This is a genomic window from Terriglobales bacterium, from assembly GCA_035561515.1.
GTDB lineage: Bacteria > Acidobacteriota > Terriglobia > Terriglobales > Acidobacteriaceae > DATMXP01.
In genome coordinates, this window is sequence record DATMXP010000035.1 from 1 (window position 1) to 18,793 (window position 18,793).

Genomic DNA, 18,793 nt, shown 5'->3' on the forward strand with positions numbered 1-18,793 from the left:
CAATAACATTGACTTGTAATAAAATTTCTTTGCTCTCAAGGAGAACATCGTCCTACGATAAATCCAAGTGAGTATCAGTAAAGCAGCATGGTTGAATTGTCATTCAACTCAAACAGCGGAGGGTGGACGTGGTTTCGCAGACCATAGTCGACGGCCTGGTGCCGTACAAAATTGGCGAAAAGATCCGCACTTTACGGTTGCGGAAAAAAATGGGGCTCGTGGAATTGGGGCAGCACACTGGTCTTTCCGCGGCTCTGCTATCAAAACTGGAGAGGGGAAAGCTTTTTCCCACCTTACCTACACTCTTAAGAATCGCACTGGTGTTCAGCGTGGGACTTGAGTATTTCTTCCGCGAAGAACACAAACACGTTGTTGCAGTGGTACGAAAGAACGAACGCCAGCGTTTCCCCGATAAGCCGGCGACAAATGATGTTTCTTATTTCTTTGAGAGCCTGGATTTTTCAGCTACTGAAAAGAAGCTGAATGCATATTTTGCGGAGTTTCAGCCGATCGCTCCCGAGAAGGCCCGAATCCATTTTCATTCCGGCTTCGAGTTCCTTTACGTCATTCACGGCGATCTGGCACTGAAGATCGGAAACGAGGACTACGTTCTGGCAGCGGGCGATTCGGTCTACTTTGATTCTTCGGTGCCGCATTCGTACCGCAGCGAAGGAAAGAAATCGTCAGAAGGCGTAGTGGTCACGATCGCCTGAAGACCCGTGACTAGGCGGTGGACGCCTTAGCGTCCCGTTATCGAACTCGATAGGCGCGGCCGGTCCCTTTGAGAAGTCCGGCCTTGGATGCAGACCGCGCACATTTACCTGCCACTGCTGATTTGCTCCGCTCCGGCTTTTCCTGAATACTGGATCCAAGGAACGCAACTGCCCCATGATCCACGAAATCTTCCCTGTCGGTCCCCTGCAATGCAATTGTTCTGTCGTCGGAGATGAAACGACACGCGAGGCCATCGTTATCGATCCCGGAGACGACATTTCGAGAGTCCTGTCGGTCGTTCAAAAGCACGGCTTGAAGGTGAAACAAGTCCTGATTACTCACGGCCACATCGATCATGTCGGTGGCGCGATGAAGCTCAAGCAGGCGACGGGAGCTCCGATCCTGATGAACACCAACGACATGTCGCAACTCGGAATGCTGGACATGCAAGCGGCGTGGATTGGAATGGCTGCTCCGGGAATGGTGAAGATCGATGCCTCCCTGGATCATGGAGGAAAGATCTCTGCCGGCACGCTTGAAGCGAACATCCTTCACACCCCTGGCCATACTGAGGGCAGCACGTGCATTTACTTTGAATCCGAAAAGAAGCTGATTGCGGGCGACACACTGTTTGCGGGAAGCATTGGCCGAACGGACCTACCGGGCGGCGACTTTGACAAGATCATGCGCTCACTACATCAGCAACTAATGCAACTTCCTGACGAGGTAGTGGTAATTCCGGGGCACGGACCAGCGACGACGATCGGCGAAGAGAAGGAAACAAATCCTTTCCTCGTCAGATAGCGCGCTTCTTCCTCACGACCTCTGTTTTCTGCTTTTGGGGTAGGAATACTGTGAAAACGGTCCCACTGTTGCCGGGACGCGTGCTCGACCAAACCCGGATGGATCCGCCATGCTTCTGGATCATACCCATGGTGACCCAAAGGCCCAGTCCAGTTCCTTTGGAACCTTTTGTGGTGAAGAACGGTTCGAACAGGCGAGCCTTGTGCTCAGCCTTGATTCCGGGTCCCGAGTCACCAATACTGACGCGAACCCCTCGCTGGCCCTTTCCAGTCCAATGGCGCGCGCGACTCACGCGAACGTGAATCTTTCCTCTGCGTCCAGTGGCATCAATAGCATTGGCCAAGAGATTGGAAAGGATCTGCCTGACCTCGCCGGAATAGGCTTCGATCGGCGCGTCTTTCCCCAGATCGCACTCGATCTGGATATCCGCATTGCGTATCTTCCTGCCGAAGATGGCCAGCACCTCGTCCATGAGTTTAGAGACCTGAACGGGTTCGACGTTGGTGCTGTCGCGGTAGAAACCGAGTGTTTGCCGGGCGATGTGCGCGACTCGGGTTACTTCCTCCTGCGCCATTCGCGTGTAGCCTTTCGCGGTCTCATCCAGGGATTTGTTCTGCTCGAGCAGATACAGCAGGTTGGTTACGGCCTCAAGCGGATTATTGATTTCATGAGCGATGCTGGCCGCCAAACGTCCCGTGGCGGCAAGTTTCTCTGAATGGCGTAACGCTTCGGCAGCCTGACGACGCTCGGTTATATCTTCGATGACCTTGATGATGTATTTCGGTCGACCGTTCTCATCGCGCAGGAGCGAAGCGGCCGTCTGCACCCACGCCTGGGTTCCGTCCTTTCGGATATAACGCTTCTCCGCGGTGTAACTTGGCCACATACCTTCGAGCATGCCGTAGAACTTCTCGTCGTAGGACGGGAGGTCGTCGGGGTGGGTGAACTCGCGGAAGTTCCTGCCGAATAGTTCTTCGCGGGAGAAGCCCAGGATGTCCGTGAGCTTGTGGTTCACCATCAGCATCGAGCCATCGACCGCAATCAGCGCCATTCCCACCGCTGCCTGGTTGAAGGTAGCGCGGAAGCGATACTCGCTCTCACGCAACGCTTTCTCGAACGTCTTGGAAGAGGTGACGTCGATGGCGACGCCGATCATACGTTCGGGAACGCCTTTGGAATCTTTGAAGACCGTAGCTCGAGAATGGACCCATCCCCAGTTGCCATCGCCACGCTGGACTCGAAACTCGATGTCAAAGTCCTGATGCGACGAAACCGCAATCTCAATCGCCAACTTCACCCGGTTGCGGTCGCTCTCGTGAACACGCGAGATGAGCGAGTCGAAATCGTTTGCGAGAGCCTCTGATTCAGAGATACCGAAGATTCGTCGCACCTCCGGGGACCAGATCACGTGGTTCTCGCGGATGTCCCACTCCCATGTGCTGATACCGGCGGACTCGAAGGCTAACTGCTCGCGTTCGCGGCCAAGCCGCATCTGCTCCGCAACGGTGCGCTGATCCGTGATGTCGATGGCTCCTGAGACTACCGCCTGGCGACCTGCGAACTCCACGCTGCTTCCGCTGAAGTAAATCCACTTTGCCGTACCGTCTTTCGTCACGATGCGGGCTTCGAATCGAGACGGGATGGGTTTACCCTCGGCGCGCAGACGGAAGCGTTCCCTGATGTACTCAAGCGAATCCGGATGCACCAAGTCGAGCAGGTTCTTGCGCATGAGTTCTTCGTTCGAGAACCCGGTGATCTCGCTGGTAGCGTTATTGGCGTAAATGAAACTCTGATTGTCGTGGATGAAGATTGCTGATGGAGTCGCGTCGGCCAGGGAACGAAAACGTTGTTCGCTCGCGTTCAAGGCTCGTTCTGCCGCCACTCTGGAAGTTACATCTTCGAAGGCGACGGCAGCAGCAACCAGTTTTCCGCTCGCGTCCAGGATCGGTGCGGCGTTGGCGCGAACCGTCACTTTTTGTCCGTTGTGCCGCACAACTTCGAACTCGTGGCCGTTTACCTGTTCCCTGCTTCGCAAGGCCTTAATGAGAGGCCAGTCGGTAGCGGTGAAGGGAGTGCCGTCTTCATGAAACGCCCGGTACATATCGGGATACTGATCAACATCTTGGGCGACGGGAGCATCGGTTCTCCAGAATTTGTTCGCATAGTCGTTTCGGAGAATGATTTTGCCGGTCGGGTCGGCAATGATGACACCAGCGGGTAATTGCTGAAGCACGTTGTGTAACAGCGTCAAAGCATCGTCTTTGTCCCGAAGCGCTTCTTTCGCCGCATGCTGAAGCCTTGCGTTCTCGACAAATGCTGCCGCCCGATTTGCTAAATCGCCGGCAAACTCGATGTCGTGTTCACCGTAAATCTTGTCTGCCTTGGAGGAGAAAAAGACGATAGCACCCACGGTGTTGCCGAACGCTTTCATGGGAGCAATGAGCATCGACTGGATTCCGAGACTGAGAAGCTGGGAAGCCTGGCTCTGGCTCCGCGTTACAGCCATCAGTAGTTCAGAAATGCCATCGGAAAGCACTACTGGATGATCGCCGCTAGTGACTTGCTTGATGAAATCGCTGTGGAAGAAGTCGGCAGCATGCAGAGGGTCATCGGACGCACGTGGATATGCCGCCGCAAGCGTACACTCGCCGGACGGTTGACAGGTGTAGAGAAAACACCAGTCTGCAAACTCCGGAACCAGCGATTCGGCAAGTGCTCCCAGGGTCTGGTCGAGCGGAAAACCAGCCAGAAAAACCTGATCAGTTCGCGCGAGCAAGGATTTACGCACGAGTTGCGAATCGACTGTAATTCGGGCTGCTCCGTGACGGGATTCCTGCATGACAAAAGAAAAGGAGGGTGGCCAGACCGATCACCACACTACCGATCACCACACTATGGTCGTACAGCTTACCACGCGAACCGTGACTCTCGTTCAGCAACAAAGACGAAAGGGCAGCCCGAAAGCTGCCCTTGTCTCCCGGAGTTCGGTTAGAACCGGAACTGAGGGCCAATCGTGAGTCGCAGATTGTGGTTGGCGCCGCGATCGAAGTACATCAGGTCGCCCGCCTCAATACGGAATCCGAACCAGCCCGCGAAGAATTCCACGCCGCCGCCGGGGTAAAAGACACCGTTCGTATCGCCGCCATTGATTCCCGAGAACTGGTTACCGAGATTCTTGTCGGTACTGAAGTTCAGGAAGCCGCCTTTCATTACGGCAAAGACACGCACTGCGTCACCGGTAGTTTGGAACTTCGGACCGAATAACCCGTGCATCAGACGAAGATTGGTGGTATTGACGGATACCACACCGCCATTCGTCGTCGTGTTCGTGAAGCTTTGCGCGAAGTTGTACGACAGCTCGCCTTCCAGCTGGACATTGGGATGGATGTTGAAACCAACACGTCCACCCAAGCCCCAGAAATTAGCGTTATCAGCGTGCTTCAGACGAACATAGTCCGCATAAACGCCAACCGAGCCTCGGTCTTGCGCGAATGTTGCCGGCGCCGCAAGCAGAAACAGCACCGCGATCATAGCTAATGCGATTTTTTTCATTTCTTTCCACTCTCCAAACCGGTCGTTCGTCCTCCGTGTGGTTCACGCCTTCCCGCTCAGGCGCTCGCCATGAGGAGAGCAGGGAGTCAGCACGGGGACACTCCGACTTGGATGGCAGCGTTGCCCCCGGGGTGGGCTGATGACTAGTTGGTAACTACTCCGAAGTGAGCTGCTGTAGCAGGCGAAAATACTCAGGGAAAGAAATACGTGCCGAACTAGCGCCATGTATCCTTGTTTCCCCTTTGGCCCTTAGAGCGGCCACGGCAAAAGCCATGGCGATCCGGTGATCATCGTGAGAGTTGATATCGGCGCCGTTAAGTTCCTGCTGGCCGGGGATCGTCAAGCCATCTTCGTCTTCTTCGACTTTCGCGCCCATGGCCTTCAGGTTCTCTGCAATGGCGGCAAGACGGTCGGATTCCTTGACCCGAAGTTCCTTCGCATCCCGGATCCGAACGCCGTCTTTCGTATAGGGCGCGATGGCAGCCAGCACAGGAATTTCGTCGATGACAGCCGCGGTGGTGGCGCCAGCTATTTCCGTGCCGCGTAGATTGCCGGATTCCACCGTGATCATTCCGACAAGTTCTCCGTGTTTCTCTTCCAAACGAATGACACGAGTTCTCACTCCCATGGAGGCAAGCACATCGAGTAGAACGGCACGCGTGGGATTCATGCCGAGTCCGTCAATCACGAGGTTTGATTGCGGATACAGCGCGGCAGCACAAAGGAAGAAGGCTGCCGACGAAAGGTCGCCCGGGACGGTGGTCTCGATCGCAGAGAGGTCCTGGAAACCGCGGATACTCAGTCGACAACCCATCCGTGTCACGCTTGCGCCAAAAGCACGCAGTGCAATCTCCGTGTGGTCGCGAGTGGGGACTGGCTCATTAACAACCGTTTCGCCTTCTGCGTAAAGTCCGGCGAGGAGAATGGCGGACTTCACTTGAGCGCTGGGCACCGGCAGAGCGTACTCAATCGCCTGAAGTTTTTGACCGGTGATTTCAAGTGGCGGGAATCCGCTCACAGAATGGATGCGTGCTCCCATGGAAGTCAGCGGCTCAATTACTCTACGCATCGGACGACGCGAGAGCGATTCGTCTCCGATCATCCTGCAGGAAAAGCTCTGTCCGCTCAGTATTCCGGCGAGCATTCGCATCGTCGAACCGGAGTTGCCGCAGTTCAGGTCTTCCGCCGGCTGCTGGAGATGAAGGCCACGTCCTTCGATTTCAACCGCGCCTTCGGTGTGAACTACGTCGCATCCGAGTTCGCGCATGCAAGCAAGAGTGCTGGCGCAGTCCGCCCCTGTAGAGAAATTCAACAGTTTCGTCGTGCCCTTCGCGATTCCCGCCAACATTGCGTAGCGATGCGAAATTGATTTGTCGCCCGGCAGTCGAAGACTGCCTAAGATGTTGTGTGCCGGATGAATAACTGCGACATCGTCCTGCATTTGTATTGGCCCATCCTCGAATAAGTTGCCCGCGTCGGCTACTTCAACTTCTTTATATTGTCAAGAGCAAATACAACTTCTCGCCTTCTTTTTCTCTCTTAGCAGTCAGCGCGGAACAAAGCGCCGAGCTCGGTACCAGTTAACAAGGTCCTCGCCACTGCCTCCCAAACTGGAACGTCTCGTGAAAATTGGGAAGTAACGGAAATGGAACTTCGGCCCTCGGCTCTTTTCCTTATTTTAGCCTTAGCGTTGCCAGCTTGGGCTCAATCAACGCCATGGTCACGCCCCAGTCATGACCGTTTCGAAGCGCCGATCAGTGGAGTGGTTCGCGATTACCGCGGAAACGCTGTGAATGGCGCACGAGTTGAAATACAAGAATTGATGACTGGTCGCACGGTCATCACTACGTATACATACTCCAACGGAAGCTTTCAAACGGATGAGCTACCGGCTGGTCGCTACGAGATCGTTGCGATCTATGGATTGACAGAAGCGCGCATGCGCTTCGACCCGGAGCACGACCGAGATGTCACTCTATCGATGCCTGCGCCCCCGACGACTGAGTCCAGCAGCAATCCCACTGTTTCCCTGTCGCAGATGAAAGTGCCGGGGAAAGCCCGTAAGTTCTTTCAGAAGGCGCTCGATGCTTTCCGGAAGTCACGCATCGACGATGCGTTCGGCTTCGTTCAACAAGCCCTGGGCATGTATCCCGATTACGCACAGGCGCTAGCTCTCCGCGGCGTGCTGAACCTGCAGAAGGGTGATACGCAGAGTGCGCAACCGGACCTGGAGAAAGCCGTCGCACTCGACTATGGAGACGGCACCAGCTTCGTCGCACTCGCGTCTCTGTATAACGTCGAGGGCAAGTTTCAGCAGGCTCAGCAGGTTTTGGAGCGTGGCTTGAGAATGCATCCGGATTCGTGGCAAGCGCTGACGGAGTTGGCGCGAGCCCAGATCGGCAGGAAAGAGTTCAACGAGGCTCTGGGCACCCTGGCGAGATCGGAAAAGCTTCTGCCTCCTAGTATTCATTACCCGCTGATCTTCCGCGCACAGGCTTATGCAGGGTTGAAGAATTACCCCGCTGCCGTTGCTGACTTGCAGACTTTTTTGCAGAAAGAGCCGGACGGACCCAATTCGGAAGCGGCGAGAAAGACACTAGGGAAACTGCAGGAAGTGGTTCTGGCTGAAAAAAAATAGCCACAACACACTGAGATGGAGCGGTCAACCAGCCGCTCCATCTTTCATTTTGCCGATGTTTCGCGCAACACGGCTGCAGGTACTTCCCGCACTTTTGCTGAAACCGTAAAGGCTGGAGTTTCCGAGCCCCTTCCCCACCTGTTTACCTTCCAGTGCGCACGAACGAAGCGAATGTCAGGTTCGCCCCTTAGGTCCAGCAAGATCGGTGTTTGGCTTTTATAAAACTGCTGCGGGAATTCGAGAAGCGCCTTGGGCGTCCAGGTCTGGCCATCCGTTGAACCGAATATCGAGAGGTCGAAAGACTCCTGTTCAACGGCTTCAACGATATCCAAGCTGACCAGAAAGACCCTGTTCTCGGCCGAAGAGATGTCCACGGGATCCCCATCGCCTTTCGCAGTTATAACGGTATTTGCCGGGATGATTGCAGAATCGATCATGTCGGAAATTCTATCGGCTTCAGGGTAGCGCGCAAAGCTTAACTAGCGTCCCAGAAATTCCCGCAACGCGAGGTGGACCTGTTCCGGCGCTTCCAGCGGAGCATAATGTCCCGCTTTGGGAATACGACGCAATCGGCTATTGCGGATGCCGCTGTGGATCTTCTCCATCTCCGCAAGAGGAGTGGCCGTGTCCTCTTCGCCCCACAAGATCAGCGTGGGGACGTTGATGGTGCTCAGGGTTGGAACGGAGTCGGCACGCTCAGCCATGCCACGCTGAACCGCCGCTATGCCCATCGCGGAGGCCTGCATCATCCATCGTTTTGCGTTCTGCACTACATCCGGTCGGTTGCGATGGGTGCTCTCGCCGATCAGTTTCGGAAGCTGTGCCTCGATGAAGGGCTCGGTACCCCGCTTCAGAACGTCCTCAGCGGCCTGGAGACGCGTCTTGCGTGCGTCGTCGCCATCCGCGCTGGCTTTGGTGTCGACGAAAACCAACGCTTCGACGCGCTCACGGAACCGGCGCCAGAACTCAAACAAGATATAGCCGCCAATCGAGTTACCCGCGAAGCTTGCCTTCACAACGCCAACATCCTGTAGCACGGCGAGCAGATCTTCGGCGTGCTGTTGCATAGTAGCGGGTCGATCACCTATCGGAGAATCGCCGAGACCGCGAAGGTCTGGTGTAATGACGCGGTATCGAGTGGAAAGAAGTTCGGCAACGCCGCCCCAGACGTGGTGGCTGGCTGGAAATGGATGCAATAAAACGAGGTCAGGACCGTTTCCACTGACCTCGTAGAAGATTTCTGTGTCTCCGCTGCGTACTCGCATGGCGACTCGAGTTTATCCAAATTCCAGCTATTGCGGAGTGTGTACGCTCGCGACATGGGCCGGCAGTACGTACTCCGGCTCCATGGGGATAATGACCCACGCAACCAGATAAACGATCAATGCGAGTGGAACCGTCGCGACCAAGGCGATGATCCATATCAGGCGCATGAGGGTGACATCGGTGCCGAAGTACCGGGCCATGCCTCCGCAGATACCAGCGATCTTGTTGTCAACCCGGGAGCGCTCGAGGCGCCGAATCGGCATGGTCCCGGCAACAATCCGGCCGCAATAAGCGCAAACACGCGCATCGTCCTGAATGTTCTTTCCGCAGTAGTTGCAGTACATGGACTTCCCTCCACCACATGATACGCAGTCAGTGTGAAAAAGGTTCCCTACATCATTCGGTAGGGCTGTTTCAGGTGCTTCTTTGCCAGACTTGCCCGGGGAGAATCAGGATCTTCCGCCACAACGGTTTGATAGTGCTTCACCGCGTCCTCTCGACGCTGAAGGACGTCGCACATCTCTCCTGCTCCTAACGACGCTCGCAGGCGAAGATCGGGATCTGTCTTCTGGAATTGCAGTACCCGCTCAAACGCTTCCGCGGCGTTCTTTGCGTCGCGCTGGCCGCGAAGCGCCTCACCCAATCCGTACCAGGCCATCTCAATGTGGGCCTCAGGATACGCGCCGCTCTCAGCGGCTTTCAGCAGTTTGTGATAGCTTGCAATCGCCTCGGGTGCTTTGCCGGATGCGTTATAGAGATTCGCAAGTTCAAGCGCCATGAGGAAATTGTGAGGGTAGCTATTGTTAAGGCCATCGATGAGTTCGATGGCTTCCTTGTAACGTTCCTCGCGCCGGAGAAAAAGCGCCAGCGCAATCTTGGCGTCCACGGCAGCCTCTCCTCCACCGTTGGCAGCCTCGTAGAGGTACTTGATTCCCTTTTCCCGGCTGCCACTGAGTCCGATGATCGACGCGGCTACTTTCACTGCCCAACTCACGCTTCCAATCACGTAATTGTGCATGCCGACGATCATCTTCGCGTCGGTGTAGTCCGGCGCCAGCTCCAGCACCTTCTCGTGGTCATGACGAGCGCCAACGGCGCTGCGCAATGCCGAAAACCATGCTTTTTCGATAAGAGCCGTATAGGTTGACTTCAGTCCTCGCGTGACACCACGGGCGTACAGAGCGTCCACGTCATTCGGATTTGTCTTGAGCTTCGCGTCGGACAACTGCAAGGATTGCTGCATCAACGCCTTGATCCGGTCTTTGGTCTTTTGCTCCACCGGAAACTGCTTGCTTTGAAGGAATCCTTCCTTGGCGTAGAGTTCGCTATCCAGTGCGCCGATGCGGTACATCTCCTTGAACATAACGCCCGATAGAAGATGGTTTACCGCGAACGCGTCGTCAGGATTCTTCTCCAGCGCAGTTTCGAATTCCTTGATCGCCTTGTCGTACTGAAGGTTGTAGAAGTGCTCAAAACCTCTGCGCGTGTGCTCGTCCTGGAGGTGGTATTTCAGGATCTGTTGCGCCGGCTTTGGCTTGGAGTTTTCGGCTTTGGGATGGGAGGCTACGGCTAAGGTCGTAAGTAGTGTAAAAGCAAGGATCAGGACAGTACGGAAGAATAGCCGTCTGAAACGCGAACTGCCATAGGGTTTCATGAAGGTAAGTACCTGAGTAGTTTATCCGATATTCCAGGGATTCTGAAACGCGTAGAAAGCTATTGTCCGCTGGGGGCGGACAGAATGACTAACGCAAATCATTCCCAGACCGACTCTTACACCGAGGCGGAAGCCGCAGCAATTTTGGGCATATCTCTGTCACGCCTGCACCAGTTGTTGGACGAAAACATTTTCAACGACGGCAGCGCGCGTCCGTCCGATATCCGTCTTCGTGATACGGACCTGGTTTTGTTGGAGTTTTGGAACCGCAGTACCGGAAACCCAAAAGTCCTCCGAATGCCTCACCGCTAATTACGGCGCTTGTCCCCCGCAGGCGCCGTACTCCTTTCCTCAGATTGCTCAACTTTTCGGCCTCTGAGTAATTCTTTCCCGCTTGCGAACGTGACCCAAAATCCTCAGCGTCCTGTAAGTCATTGAATATTCGGCACATAGCGAAATTCCCATTTTGGTGCTTCAAGTGCGCACGAGAACATTAAGGAGTTCAATAAGTTATGGAGCAGCTTGCTGATAAGGTTTCACAGGAATATTGGCGTCCCGCGGTACAGAACCACGCCCGTGAGGTTCCCGTCGATGTGCGCTCGCGCGTAGAAGTTTGCGAGGCATGCGGAACGGAGTTCGTACTCGGCGCCCGGTTTTGCCATGTTTGCGGAGGCGAACGCCAGGCGGTCCAGGCCCACAGCAACAGGTGGGCGGAAGCGCTCGATTTCGACAACATTCGGCACGCTCTCGGCCTGTCTACTGGGGCTTTGATTTCCTTTATCGTAGGCATCGTCTGTCTCGCCGCTGCAATTGCGACGGGTTTCATCTACAGCGCGAAGTCGCTGGTTGACTGGCAGGCGGTCCAGGTATGGCGCATCGAGTGGCTACTGGCCGCAGCCGTCGCATTTATCGCCGGCATTCTCCTCAAGCGGAACGAAGCCTGAAACTCCGGCAGAAAGTGAAAGGCCCTCGCGATCGGCGAGGGCTTTTCGTTTTGCTGCAAGAACTTATTTGGATTCCTGGTTCACGCTAATGTCATTGGCCTTGTAGTGGTTCCCGTCAAAAATAGCCGCGACAGTCACATCGGAACCAACCATCAGGTTGGAAGGAAGCTGTCTCTTCCGATCGAACGCGATGTCGTAAGTCTTGTTGTCGGTACGGTTCTCGACCGCAATGGAACCGCTGCTCACGTCTAGATATCTCACTTTGCCAGCGAAGGTGAAGGTTTCTCCCGGCGCGGCAAGAATCGTAATTTCCTGCGCGTTGCCTTCGCGAGCCTGTCCGGGCTTGAACTGGACACTCACGAGCGCTCCGGGCTTTAGCTCCGACGCTGGCACTGTCTGGCCCTCTCGCTTGATCTGGGTGTCGTCATTGACGCGGAAGGTGACCGGCCTACCTGAGAGACTATCCGCGACACTGGCTATATTGCTTTCGATACTCGTGATTTGGCCTCTAGCGTCAGCAACTACGGCGCTCGTAACAACTCTCACGTTCCGGGCGAGGATCTTGTCACCATCGAGCATGGTGTCCACGTACACGCGGTCGCCCTTCTTTACGTGTTCGAAGGTAGTTTCCTTGCCATCACGGAAGAAGTGGGTTCGCTCATCGAACTGCACGTTCCATCGGTTGCCGCCGAAGACCTTCACGCCGAGTTCATTGTGGATACCGTCGATCTTACTTACGGTTCCGCCGATCAGACTGGTTTTGCCATCGGGCAGCTTCGGTTGTCCAAAGACGGGATCGTCGTCAGTCGCAGCCGTCTTTTTGCCATCTGGCTGGTTCACCTTGACCGTGACCGGCATCTGGACTGGCTCCGCGCCGCTTTGCTGTTCGGCGTGCTTCTCTTGACTCTGTTGGGGCGGAGTATTGCCTGCCTGCTGTGCGACTGCTGCCGTTCCCATGGACACCGCAACCAGGATGGCCATCGCTGAAGGGTAGAAACTTCTCATGCGCTGGTGAGAAGCAGGTCTGACTTACAGAGTTGGCTAACCGCTGCCCTGGGAGGCAATTTCCCAAGATTGGCACTTCCATACCCATGGTCAGCAACTTTCTCCGGAGTTCGGACAAACGCGTGAGGATTTCACCCATCAAATCAGTCATCAAGCTGCTGCTTTGATTGGCAGCGATGTTGCTCTGTTCTTTTCTGGAGGTCTTGTCCGTACATGCATCGGCCCCGTTCCCTGGTCGTGGCTTCCCTGGTTTTAGCCCTGGGACCGTTATCGCTTCACGCAGGCGATCTTCGCATTCCCCTGCCGAAGCGAAGCAAGTACACCCCGGTCCAGAAGTTGAATCGCGACGGTGTCTCCGCCGTTGAGAAACACCAATACGACAAAGCCAAAAAGCTCTTTTACGAAGCGTATCTCATCGACCCAAACGATCCCTTCACGCTGAACAATCTCGGGTACATGGCGGAGTTGGAGGGAGATACTGATCGCGCCCAGCGTTACTACCAGTTATCTTCCGAAGTGAGTTCCGATGCAGTTGTCGACAAGGCGAATAACTCTCTTGTCGAGGGCAAACCGGTTTCGGCCGTAGCTGGAAACGCGGAAGAAAAAGGCATCAAGATCAACCGTCTTAACAGCCAGGCTATCGCGCTCCTGAACAAGGATCGTGCCCCTGAGGCTGACCTCATCCTCCAAAAGGCGCTTGCGCTGGATGCGAAGAACCCTTTCACACTGAACAACATGGGATACGCCAAGGAGAAGGAAGGCGAACTCGAAGCCGCTTACCAGTATTACTCCGCGGCAGCGAACTCCAACTCCGGTGAGCGAATCGAGATCGCCGCGTATCCAAACTGGCGTGGACGCGCTATCAGCCAGGTCGCGCGCGATAACGCGAACAAACTCAGCCGGAATATGCGCGACGGCAGCATGGAAGCGCGCGTGGCTCGATTGAATCTTCGCGGTGTTTCGGCGATGAACCGCAATGACCGTCGCGCAGCACGACAATACATCGAACAAGCTTACAAACTCGCCCCAACAGATGCTTTCACCCTTAACAACATGGGATATCTGGCCGAGCTCGATGGCGACCGCGAAACTGCGAATCACTTTTATGAGCGCGCCCAGGAAGCGAACAAAGCAAATTCCCGTGTCGCGCTAGCTACCCGCAAGGAAGTGGAAGGGATGCGGATAGGGGAAGTCGCTTTAAACAGCGACGCGCTGGTGTCACAGCGGATGGCCGAAGCGCAAGCGGAGCGGCAGAGGATGGGTGGCCCGGTCCTATTACGCCGGCGTGCAGATAATTCGGTGGTGGTAGAGCCGGCGGAGCCTGTAGCGCGTCCGCAGGTTCGGGTCAGCGACGCGAATGGCAATCTCATCCTGCCGCCTCGCCCAGCGACCAGTTCATCCCCCAGTACTGGCGGCCTCGCGATGCCGCTGCCGGACAGCCAACAGCCTGTCACGGTACATCAGGGCGAGAACGACAACGGCTTGATCATGCCTTTGCCTGAAAATGACCAGCCCGGGCCTAACGGCAACGTCAAGGAAGGTCCCAAGGACGGCGGGATGATTATGCCACTTCCGGATAATCAGCAGCCTGGAGCACAGCAGCCCGCGGGTCAACAGCCCGGCGATCAGCGGCAGGACTCGAACGCAATCGGAAACCCCGTCAACACGCAACCACCTGCCACAACGGTTCCGAATCCGCCGGCGACGCAGCCTTCCACGGCTCCGCCGCAACGGCCGGTCGCTCCACAGCAGAATGTTCCGCAGCAGTCTGCGCCGGTTCAGCCCAGCGCACCGAACCAGACGGCGCCAGCACCTACACAACAGAACCCCGGCTTGTTGCTGCCGGCTCCTGACCAGACGCAGGCACCTCCAGCGCAGCAAACTGCGCCGACGCAGCAGCAGACACCGCAGCGTCAGCAGGAACCCGGACTGTTGTTGCCGCCTCCGGACAACCAGCAACAACCGAACAACCAGGCTGCGCCGCCGAAGAACAACACTGCGCAGAACGGCAACATCGGCGTGTACACACCCCCGGCACCGAATCGCACCACGTCTCAACCGAAGCGCATCAACGATAATAATCGTCCTGCTGCGAACTCAAACGTCCACAAGATTGACGACCGCAAGTAACTTTCTTCTGTGTGCCTCCGCCCGGCTATCTGCCGGGCTTTTTTGTTGGCGCGTCCGACGCTCATCACATAAAACCGAAATCGGCGTCACTGCCGACACCTGTGCTTGGGTGTTGCATTGTCGTAAAGGAAGGACAGCATGATCTTCGGAGCATTCTCTTTTCTTCTTTCCGCCACGGTAATCGCCAAGGAGTCGGTTGGAACCACCTTGGACCATCTGCAGGAAGCCTTTAACGGCGAAAGCAATGCCAGCCATCGATACAAAGAGTTCGCCAAAAAGGCCGACATGGAAGGATTTGGCCAGGTTGCAAGCCTATTTCGCGCAGCATCGAAAGCCGAGGAATTTCATGCCCGCAACCATGCCGAGGTCATCCGTAAACTAGGTGCGGAGCCCAAAGCTACGATTGAAAAACCAGTCGTGAAATCGACGCGCGAGAACCTGCAATCGGCAATGGAGGGGGAAATCTATGAGCGGGATGTGATGTACCCGCCCATGTTGGAACTGGCGAAAAAGAACGGCCATCCCGAAGCGGTGCGAACGTTTTTATATGCCTTGAAGACGGAAGCGGAACACGCACGACTTTTTCAGGATGCGCTGAAGCATCTGGCCAAGATGCACAACAAGACGACTTACTACGTGTGTAACGTCTGTGGATACACGGTTCAGACGCTGAATTTTCTTAAGTGTGTCGTATGCGGCCACTCCAAGGCCGACTACGTCCCGGTCGATTAATCATCGTCTGTTTGGCGGGTAATCGGGTGGCGAGTGGCTACAGTCTTCTCGCCACTGTCACGCCGTCCCGAACTGGCAGCATCACCGAATACCACTCCGGCGAATTTGCCAGCATCTGGTTGAATTCCACGATCTGTTTGGTGTGATGCTGCGGGTCTGTTTTGATCTCGGGATTGCCAGCCGCATAGACTACCCGTCCGCTCCAAAGAACGTTATCGGCGACAAACAGGCCGCCCGATCGAACGAAGTTCTTCGCCAACCGAAGGGCCCGAGGATAGTCTTCTTTGTCGATGTCACAGAAGATGATGTCGAACTGTTCCTTCTGCTCCGAAAGTATCTCCAGGGCATCACCGACGGAAACATCCACTTGGTCAGCTACTCCCGCACGTTCGAAGTAGCCCCTCGCTTCCTGTGCGTTCTGCGCGCTGCCGTCCGTGTAATGAACCCGGCCTGTTTTGCCGACCGCACGAGCCCACCAAATGGTCGAGTAGCCGATCGCCGAACCAAGCTCAAACACTGTTTCGGCGCCACTGATTTGGGCCAGCAACTCGAAAAGACGCCCAATTACAGGTCCGACAATCGGAATCTTGCGTTCAATCGCCTTCTGCTCCATTTCCGTGAGCACGGAGTCGCGCGGCGGAAGCATGGCGTAGAGGTAGTTTTCCACCTCAGGGCCAGTGATCGGATGCGCATCTGGATAATTGCTCTGATTAAATTTCGTCATGCTACTGAATCGTCTGTCCTGGTTTTAGATCAACAACTTCCACTCCCATATCGGACACCAGCTTGCGCAGCTCATTCGGCGTACCTTTCAGCAGTGGGAACGTTCCAAAATGCATTGGGATCACCGCTTTCGGGCGCAACAAACTGCAGGCATACGCGGCCTCTTTCGGCGACATCGTGAAGTGGTCGCCCATCGGCAGGCAGGCGATTTCCGGCGCGTACAGATCACGAATGATCGCCATGTCACCAAAAACCGCTGTATCACCCGCGTGGTACAGCCGGAGCCCGCTTTCAAATTCGATCACGTACCCGCACGCTTCGCCACCGTAAATGATGGACCCATCGTCTTCCTGGATGCCGCACGAATGAATTGCGTGCACCATTGTGACTTGTAGGTCCTCCACCTTCTGGGTCCCGCCCTTGTTCATCGGTGAGACATGCTTGACCCCCTTCTTCCCCATCCACGTAGCGAGTTCGAAGATTCCGACTACCTTCGAGTTGTGCTTCTTCGCGATCGCGACGGCGTCGCCGATGTGGTCAAAGTGCCCATGGGTACAAAGCATTACATCGCACTTCTTAACATCCTTCTCCGATTCGGGCGTCATAGGGTTCTGCGACAGCCACGGATCAACGTAGATCGTTGTGCCTTTGGGAGTTTCGATCCGGAATGTGGCGTGCCCAAGCCAGGTGAGTTTCAGTCCATGAAGTTGCATATGTTCCTCGTGCCCGGAAATTGTAAATCAGCGGGCGAGCTCCGGATTTCGCCGATCCAACTCACTGTCGCTCGGTTAGGACTGCTGATATCCTTTTCGCCATGCAATCATCAGCCACTCAGGCGCAACTTAAGGTTCTCATCTCGCGCGAGCAGATCGCGAGACGTGTGACCGAGCTTGCGGAACAGATCACCCGTGACTACCAGGGTGAACAGATTCTTTTTGTCGGCGTATTGAAAGGCGCTTCCATTTTCTTAAGCGATCTGGCACGGCAGGTAAATCTCGATGCCACCTTCGACTTCATCAGTGTTTCCAGCTATGGGAGCAGCACAAGATCCAGCGGCGAAGTAAAACTGAATAAAGACGTCGACCAGTCGCTCGAAGGTAAGAACGTCATTATCGTCGAAGACATTCTCGATACGGGCCTGACCCTCAGCTTTCTTTTGAAACAGTTCCAGAACCACAAGCCCAAGTCACTCAAAATCGCCGCTCTGTTGGACAAAGTCTCCCGCCGAATCACCGACGTTCACGGAGACTATGTGGGATTCGAGATCCCAGACGAATTCGTGGTCGGCTATGGACTCGATTACGCTGAGCGTTACCGTAATCTGCCGGACGTCTGCGTTTTGAGCCAGTAAGAGGTGGTTTATGTTGTCGTTGATCAGGGACCTGTACGCACATCAAGCATGGGCCGACGCCGAGATGTGGCGGTTCCTGCAAAGCTCACCCGCTGCTCTGGTCGACAAACGAGTAATGGAACTGCTGAACCACATCCACGCGGTGCAGCGATTTTTCCTTTCGGCCGTGCAAGGTGAACCTCTGACTCGTGAAGAACTTGCGGTCGAAATGCCTGCTTCGGACCTGCTTCTGTCCTATCGGCAGTATCACTTGAAGGCCGAAAGCTATCTGGGCAAAATGCGGGAGGCCCACCTCAACGACAAGGTTACCGTACCCTGGTTTCCGGATTTCCGGCCTACCTCGACCGAGGCGCTCCTTCAGGCCGTCATGCACACCGTCCATCACCGCGGCCAAATCCTGATGCTGGCCCGGCAATTGGGAGCCGACCCAAAGCCGGTGGATTTCATCATCTGGACGGCGAAGGGACGGCCGGAACCCAAGTGGGATGTCGCGGCTTCGGCCAGTTGATAAAATTCGTACATGTCCACCACGGCCCCCTCTCATCGCGACTGGCAATCCGTAGCACGCCTTATCGACCACACCGTTCTTAAAACCGACGCCCGCCGTGCTCACATCGAGCAGTTGTGCTCGGAAGCGCGCAAGTACAACTTCGCTTCGGTTTGTGTCCAACCCGTGTGGGTGGAACTTGCAGTCGAGTTACTGAAAGGATCCGGCGTCATGACCTGCACAGTCGCTGGTTTTCCTCAGGGGGCAACGCTGTCTTCCGTGAAACTGTTTGAGACGCTTGCGGCCGTCCGGCAGGGCGCGGCAGAAGTGGATATGGTCATCAATGTGGGGGCTTTGAAGGATCGCCAACTCTCACTGGTGGAAGACGAGATCCGGGCACTTGCCGATGCATGCCATAACGGGAAAGCCCATCTCAAAGTCATCATCGAATGTTGCCTGCTGACCGAGGACGAGAAGAAGCTTGCCTGTGAACTCGCGCTTAAAGCTGAAGCAAATTTCGTAAAGACTTCCACCGGAATGTCGACCGGGGGCGCCACGGTCGAGGATATTCGGCTAATGCGATCTGTCGTTGGGTCGAAAATGGGTGTCAAGGCCGCAGGGGGCATCCGCACCGCCCAGGGCGCTCTAGCCATGATCGATGCAGGCGCAAACCGCATCGGGGCCAGTGCCTCGGTCGCCATTGTGCAGGAACTGGGCGCAGTCTAGGTCGTATTCTCCACATATCGGGACAAGTGGTCGGAACTGTGATTTTCGGCTGATATCATGGTGCGTC

General features: G+C 55.6%; 20 protein-coding genes. 10 read left to right on the forward strand and 10 right to left on the reverse strand.

The window, feature by feature from the left end; translation table 11 throughout:
• Positions 1-128 precede the first annotated feature (128 nt).
• Positions 129-713: a cupin domain-containing protein gene (locus VN577_15345; GenBank protein HWR16202.1), complete on the forward strand. Its 585-nt coding sequence runs from the start codon at positions 129-131 to the stop codon at positions 711-713.
• A 175-nt stretch (positions 714-888) separates the two neighbouring features.
• Complete coding sequence (locus VN577_15350; protein ID HWR16203.1) at positions 889-1,518, forward strand: MBL fold metallo-hydrolase; 630 nt, start codon at positions 889-891, stop codon at positions 1,516-1,518.
• On the opposite strand, the gene VN577_15355 is transcribed toward VN577_15350, so the two are convergent.
• From VN577_15355 to aroA, 3 genes are all read right to left on the reverse strand, one after another.
• On the reverse strand, positions 1,511-4,306 hold the full coding sequence (locus VN577_15355; GenBank protein HWR16204.1) for a PAS domain S-box protein: 2,796 nt from the start codon (positions 4,304-4,306) through the stop codon (positions 1,511-1,513). The genes VN577_15350 and VN577_15355 overlap by 8 nt on opposite strands.
• A 200-nt stretch (positions 4,307-4,506) precedes the next feature.
• On the reverse strand, positions 4,507-5,070 hold the full coding sequence (locus VN577_15360) for a hypothetical protein (protein HWR16205.1): 564 nt from the start codon (positions 5,068-5,070) through the stop codon (positions 4,507-4,509).
• 154 nt (positions 5,071-5,224) lie between these two features.
• Positions 5,225-6,511 carry a 3-phosphoshikimate 1-carboxyvinyltransferase gene (gene aroA / locus VN577_15365; GenBank protein ID HWR16206.1) on the reverse strand — a complete coding sequence of 429 codons (1,287 nt, stop codon included), beginning with the start codon at positions 6,509-6,511 and terminating at the stop codon, positions 5,225-5,227.
• 204 nt (positions 6,512-6,715) lie between these two features.
• Between aroA and VN577_15370 the strand changes: the two genes are divergently transcribed.
• Entirely contained in the window at positions 6,716-7,708 is a 993-nt protein-coding gene (locus VN577_15370; protein HWR16207.1) for a tetratricopeptide repeat protein, read from the forward strand.
• A gap of 44 nt (positions 7,709-7,752) precedes the next feature.
• Here the strand turns inward: VN577_15370 and VN577_15375 are convergent, their stop codons facing one another.
• The 4 genes from VN577_15375 to VN577_15390 are packed head-to-tail and all read right to left on the reverse strand — an operon-like array spanning position 7,753 to position 10,628.
• Positions 7,753-8,145, reverse strand: a complete 393-nt coding sequence (locus VN577_15375; protein HWR16208.1) for a hypothetical protein — start codon at positions 8,143-8,145, stop codon at positions 7,753-7,755.
• A gap of 42 nt (positions 8,146-8,187) precedes the next feature.
• On the reverse strand, positions 8,188-8,973 hold the full coding sequence (locus VN577_15380; protein HWR16209.1) for an alpha/beta fold hydrolase: 786 nt from the start codon (positions 8,971-8,973) through the stop codon (positions 8,188-8,190).
• 27 nt (positions 8,974-9,000) lie between these two features.
• A complete protein-coding gene (locus VN577_15385) occupies positions 9,001-9,318 on the reverse strand; it encodes a PspC domain-containing protein (protein HWR16210.1) in 318 nt (105 codons plus the stop codon).
• Between the two features lie 47 nt (positions 9,319-9,365).
• Positions 9,366-10,628: a tetratricopeptide repeat protein gene (locus tag VN577_15390; GenBank protein HWR16211.1), complete on the reverse strand. Its 1,263-nt coding sequence runs from the start codon at positions 10,626-10,628 to the stop codon at positions 9,366-9,368.
• An 84-nt stretch (positions 10,629-10,712) separates the two neighbouring features.
• On the opposite strand from VN577_15390, the gene VN577_15395 reads away from it, so the two are divergent.
• Complete coding sequence (locus tag VN577_15395) at positions 10,713-10,940, forward strand: hypothetical protein (GenBank protein ID HWR16212.1); 228 nt, start codon at positions 10,713-10,715, stop codon at positions 10,938-10,940.
• Positions 10,941-11,140: 200 nt separating this feature from the next.
• Positions 11,141-11,572, forward strand: a complete 432-nt coding sequence (locus VN577_15400) for a hypothetical protein (protein HWR16213.1) — start codon at positions 11,141-11,143, stop codon at positions 11,570-11,572.
• Between the two features lie 63 nt (positions 11,573-11,635).
• Here VN577_15400 and VN577_15405 read toward each other — a convergent pair whose 3' ends face one another.
• Positions 11,636-12,577, reverse strand: a complete 942-nt coding sequence (locus VN577_15405; GenBank protein ID HWR16214.1) for a DUF5666 domain-containing protein — start codon at positions 12,575-12,577, stop codon at positions 11,636-11,638.
• A gap of 213 nt (positions 12,578-12,790) precedes the next feature.
• Between VN577_15405 and VN577_15410 the strand changes: the two genes are divergently transcribed.
• Both VN577_15410 and VN577_15415 read left to right on the forward strand, forming a co-directional pair.
• Entirely contained in the window at positions 12,791-14,707 is a 1,917-nt protein-coding gene (locus tag VN577_15410) for a hypothetical protein (protein ID HWR16215.1), read from the forward strand.
• A 207-nt stretch (positions 14,708-14,914) separates the two neighbouring features.
• Complete coding sequence (locus VN577_15415; protein ID HWR16216.1) at positions 14,915-15,439, forward strand: ferritin family protein; 525 nt, start codon at positions 14,915-14,917, stop codon at positions 15,437-15,439.
• A 37-nt stretch (positions 15,440-15,476) separates the two neighbouring features.
• On the opposite strand, the gene VN577_15420 is transcribed toward VN577_15415, so the two are convergent.
• Positions 15,477-16,163, reverse strand: a complete 687-nt coding sequence (locus VN577_15420) for an O-methyltransferase (GenBank protein HWR16217.1) — start codon at positions 16,161-16,163, stop codon at positions 15,477-15,479.
• Between the two features lies 1 nt (position 16,164).
• Positions 16,165-16,875: a metal-dependent hydrolase gene (locus tag VN577_15425; protein ID HWR16218.1), complete on the reverse strand. Its 711-nt coding sequence runs from the start codon at positions 16,873-16,875 to the stop codon at positions 16,165-16,167.
• A gap of 101 nt (positions 16,876-16,976) precedes the next feature.
• On the opposite strand from VN577_15425, the gene hpt reads away from it, so the two are divergent.
• From hpt to deoC, 3 genes are read left to right on the forward strand one after another with little or no spacing between them, the layout of a single operon-like run.
• Positions 16,977-17,513 (forward strand): hypoxanthine phosphoribosyltransferase, encoded by a 537-nt coding sequence (gene hpt, locus VN577_15430; protein ID HWR16219.1) that lies wholly within the window; start codon positions 16,977-16,979, stop codon positions 17,511-17,513.
• 10 nt (positions 17,514-17,523) lie between these two features.
• Positions 17,524-18,021, forward strand: coding sequence for a DinB family protein (locus VN577_15435; GenBank protein ID HWR16220.1), 498 nt, complete (start codon positions 17,524-17,526; stop codon positions 18,019-18,021).
• 12 nt (positions 18,022-18,033) lie between these two features.
• A complete protein-coding gene (gene deoC / locus VN577_15440; protein HWR16221.1) occupies positions 18,034-18,726 on the forward strand; it encodes a deoxyribose-phosphate aldolase in 693 nt (230 codons plus the stop codon).
• Positions 18,727-18,793: the final 67 nt, after the last annotated feature.

Excerpts from the sequence above, each read along its gene's own strand:
- VN577_15350 (HWR16203.1), top strand. The coding sequence starts at position 889 with ATGATCCACGAAATCTTCCCTGTCGGTCCCCTGCAATGCAATTGTTCT.
- VN577_15360 (HWR16205.1), bottom strand. The coding sequence starts at position 5,070 with ATGAAAAAAATCGCATTAGCTATGATCGCGGTGCTGTTTCTGCTTGCG.
- aroA (HWR16206.1), bottom strand. The coding sequence starts at position 6,511 with ATGCAGGACGATGTCGCAGTTATTCATCCGGCACACAACATCTTAGGC.
- VN577_15370 (HWR16207.1), top strand. The coding sequence starts at position 6,716 with ATGGAACTTCGGCCCTCGGCTCTTTTCCTTATTTTAGCCTTAGCGTTG.
- VN577_15375 (HWR16208.1), bottom strand. The coding sequence starts at position 8,145 with ATGATCGATTCTGCAATCATCCCGGCAAATACCGTTATAACTGCGAAA.
- VN577_15380 (HWR16209.1), bottom strand. The coding sequence starts at position 8,973 with ATGCGAGTACGCAGCGGAGACACAGAAATCTTCTACGAGGTCAGTGGA.
- VN577_15385 (HWR16210.1), bottom strand. The coding sequence starts at position 9,318 with ATGTACTGCAACTACTGCGGAAAGAACATTCAGGACGATGCGCGTGTT.
- VN577_15390 (HWR16211.1), bottom strand. The coding sequence starts at position 10,628 with ATGAAACCCTATGGCAGTTCGCGTTTCAGACGGCTATTCTTCCGTACT.
- VN577_15395 (HWR16212.1), top strand. The coding sequence starts at position 10,713 with ATGACTAACGCAAATCATTCCCAGACCGACTCTTACACCGAGGCGGAA.
- VN577_15400 (HWR16213.1), top strand. The coding sequence starts at position 11,141 with ATGGAGCAGCTTGCTGATAAGGTTTCACAGGAATATTGGCGTCCCGCG.
- VN577_15405 (HWR16214.1), bottom strand. The coding sequence starts at position 12,577 with ATGAGAAGTTTCTACCCTTCAGCGATGGCCATCCTGGTTGCGGTGTCC.
- VN577_15410 (HWR16215.1), top strand. The coding sequence starts at position 12,791 with ATGCATCGGCCCCGTTCCCTGGTCGTGGCTTCCCTGGTTTTAGCCCTG.
- VN577_15420 (HWR16217.1), bottom strand. The coding sequence starts at position 16,163 with ATGACGAAATTTAATCAGAGCAATTATCCAGATGCGCATCCGATCACT.
- VN577_15425 (HWR16218.1), bottom strand. The coding sequence starts at position 16,875 with ATGCAACTTCATGGACTGAAACTCACCTGGCTTGGGCACGCCACATTC.
- hpt (HWR16219.1), top strand. The coding sequence starts at position 16,977 with ATGCAATCATCAGCCACTCAGGCGCAACTTAAGGTTCTCATCTCGCGC.
- VN577_15435 (HWR16220.1), top strand. The coding sequence starts at position 17,524 with ATGTTGTCGTTGATCAGGGACCTGTACGCACATCAAGCATGGGCCGAC.
- deoC (HWR16221.1), top strand. The coding sequence starts at position 18,034 with ATGTCCACCACGGCCCCCTCTCATCGCGACTGGCAATCCGTAGCACGC.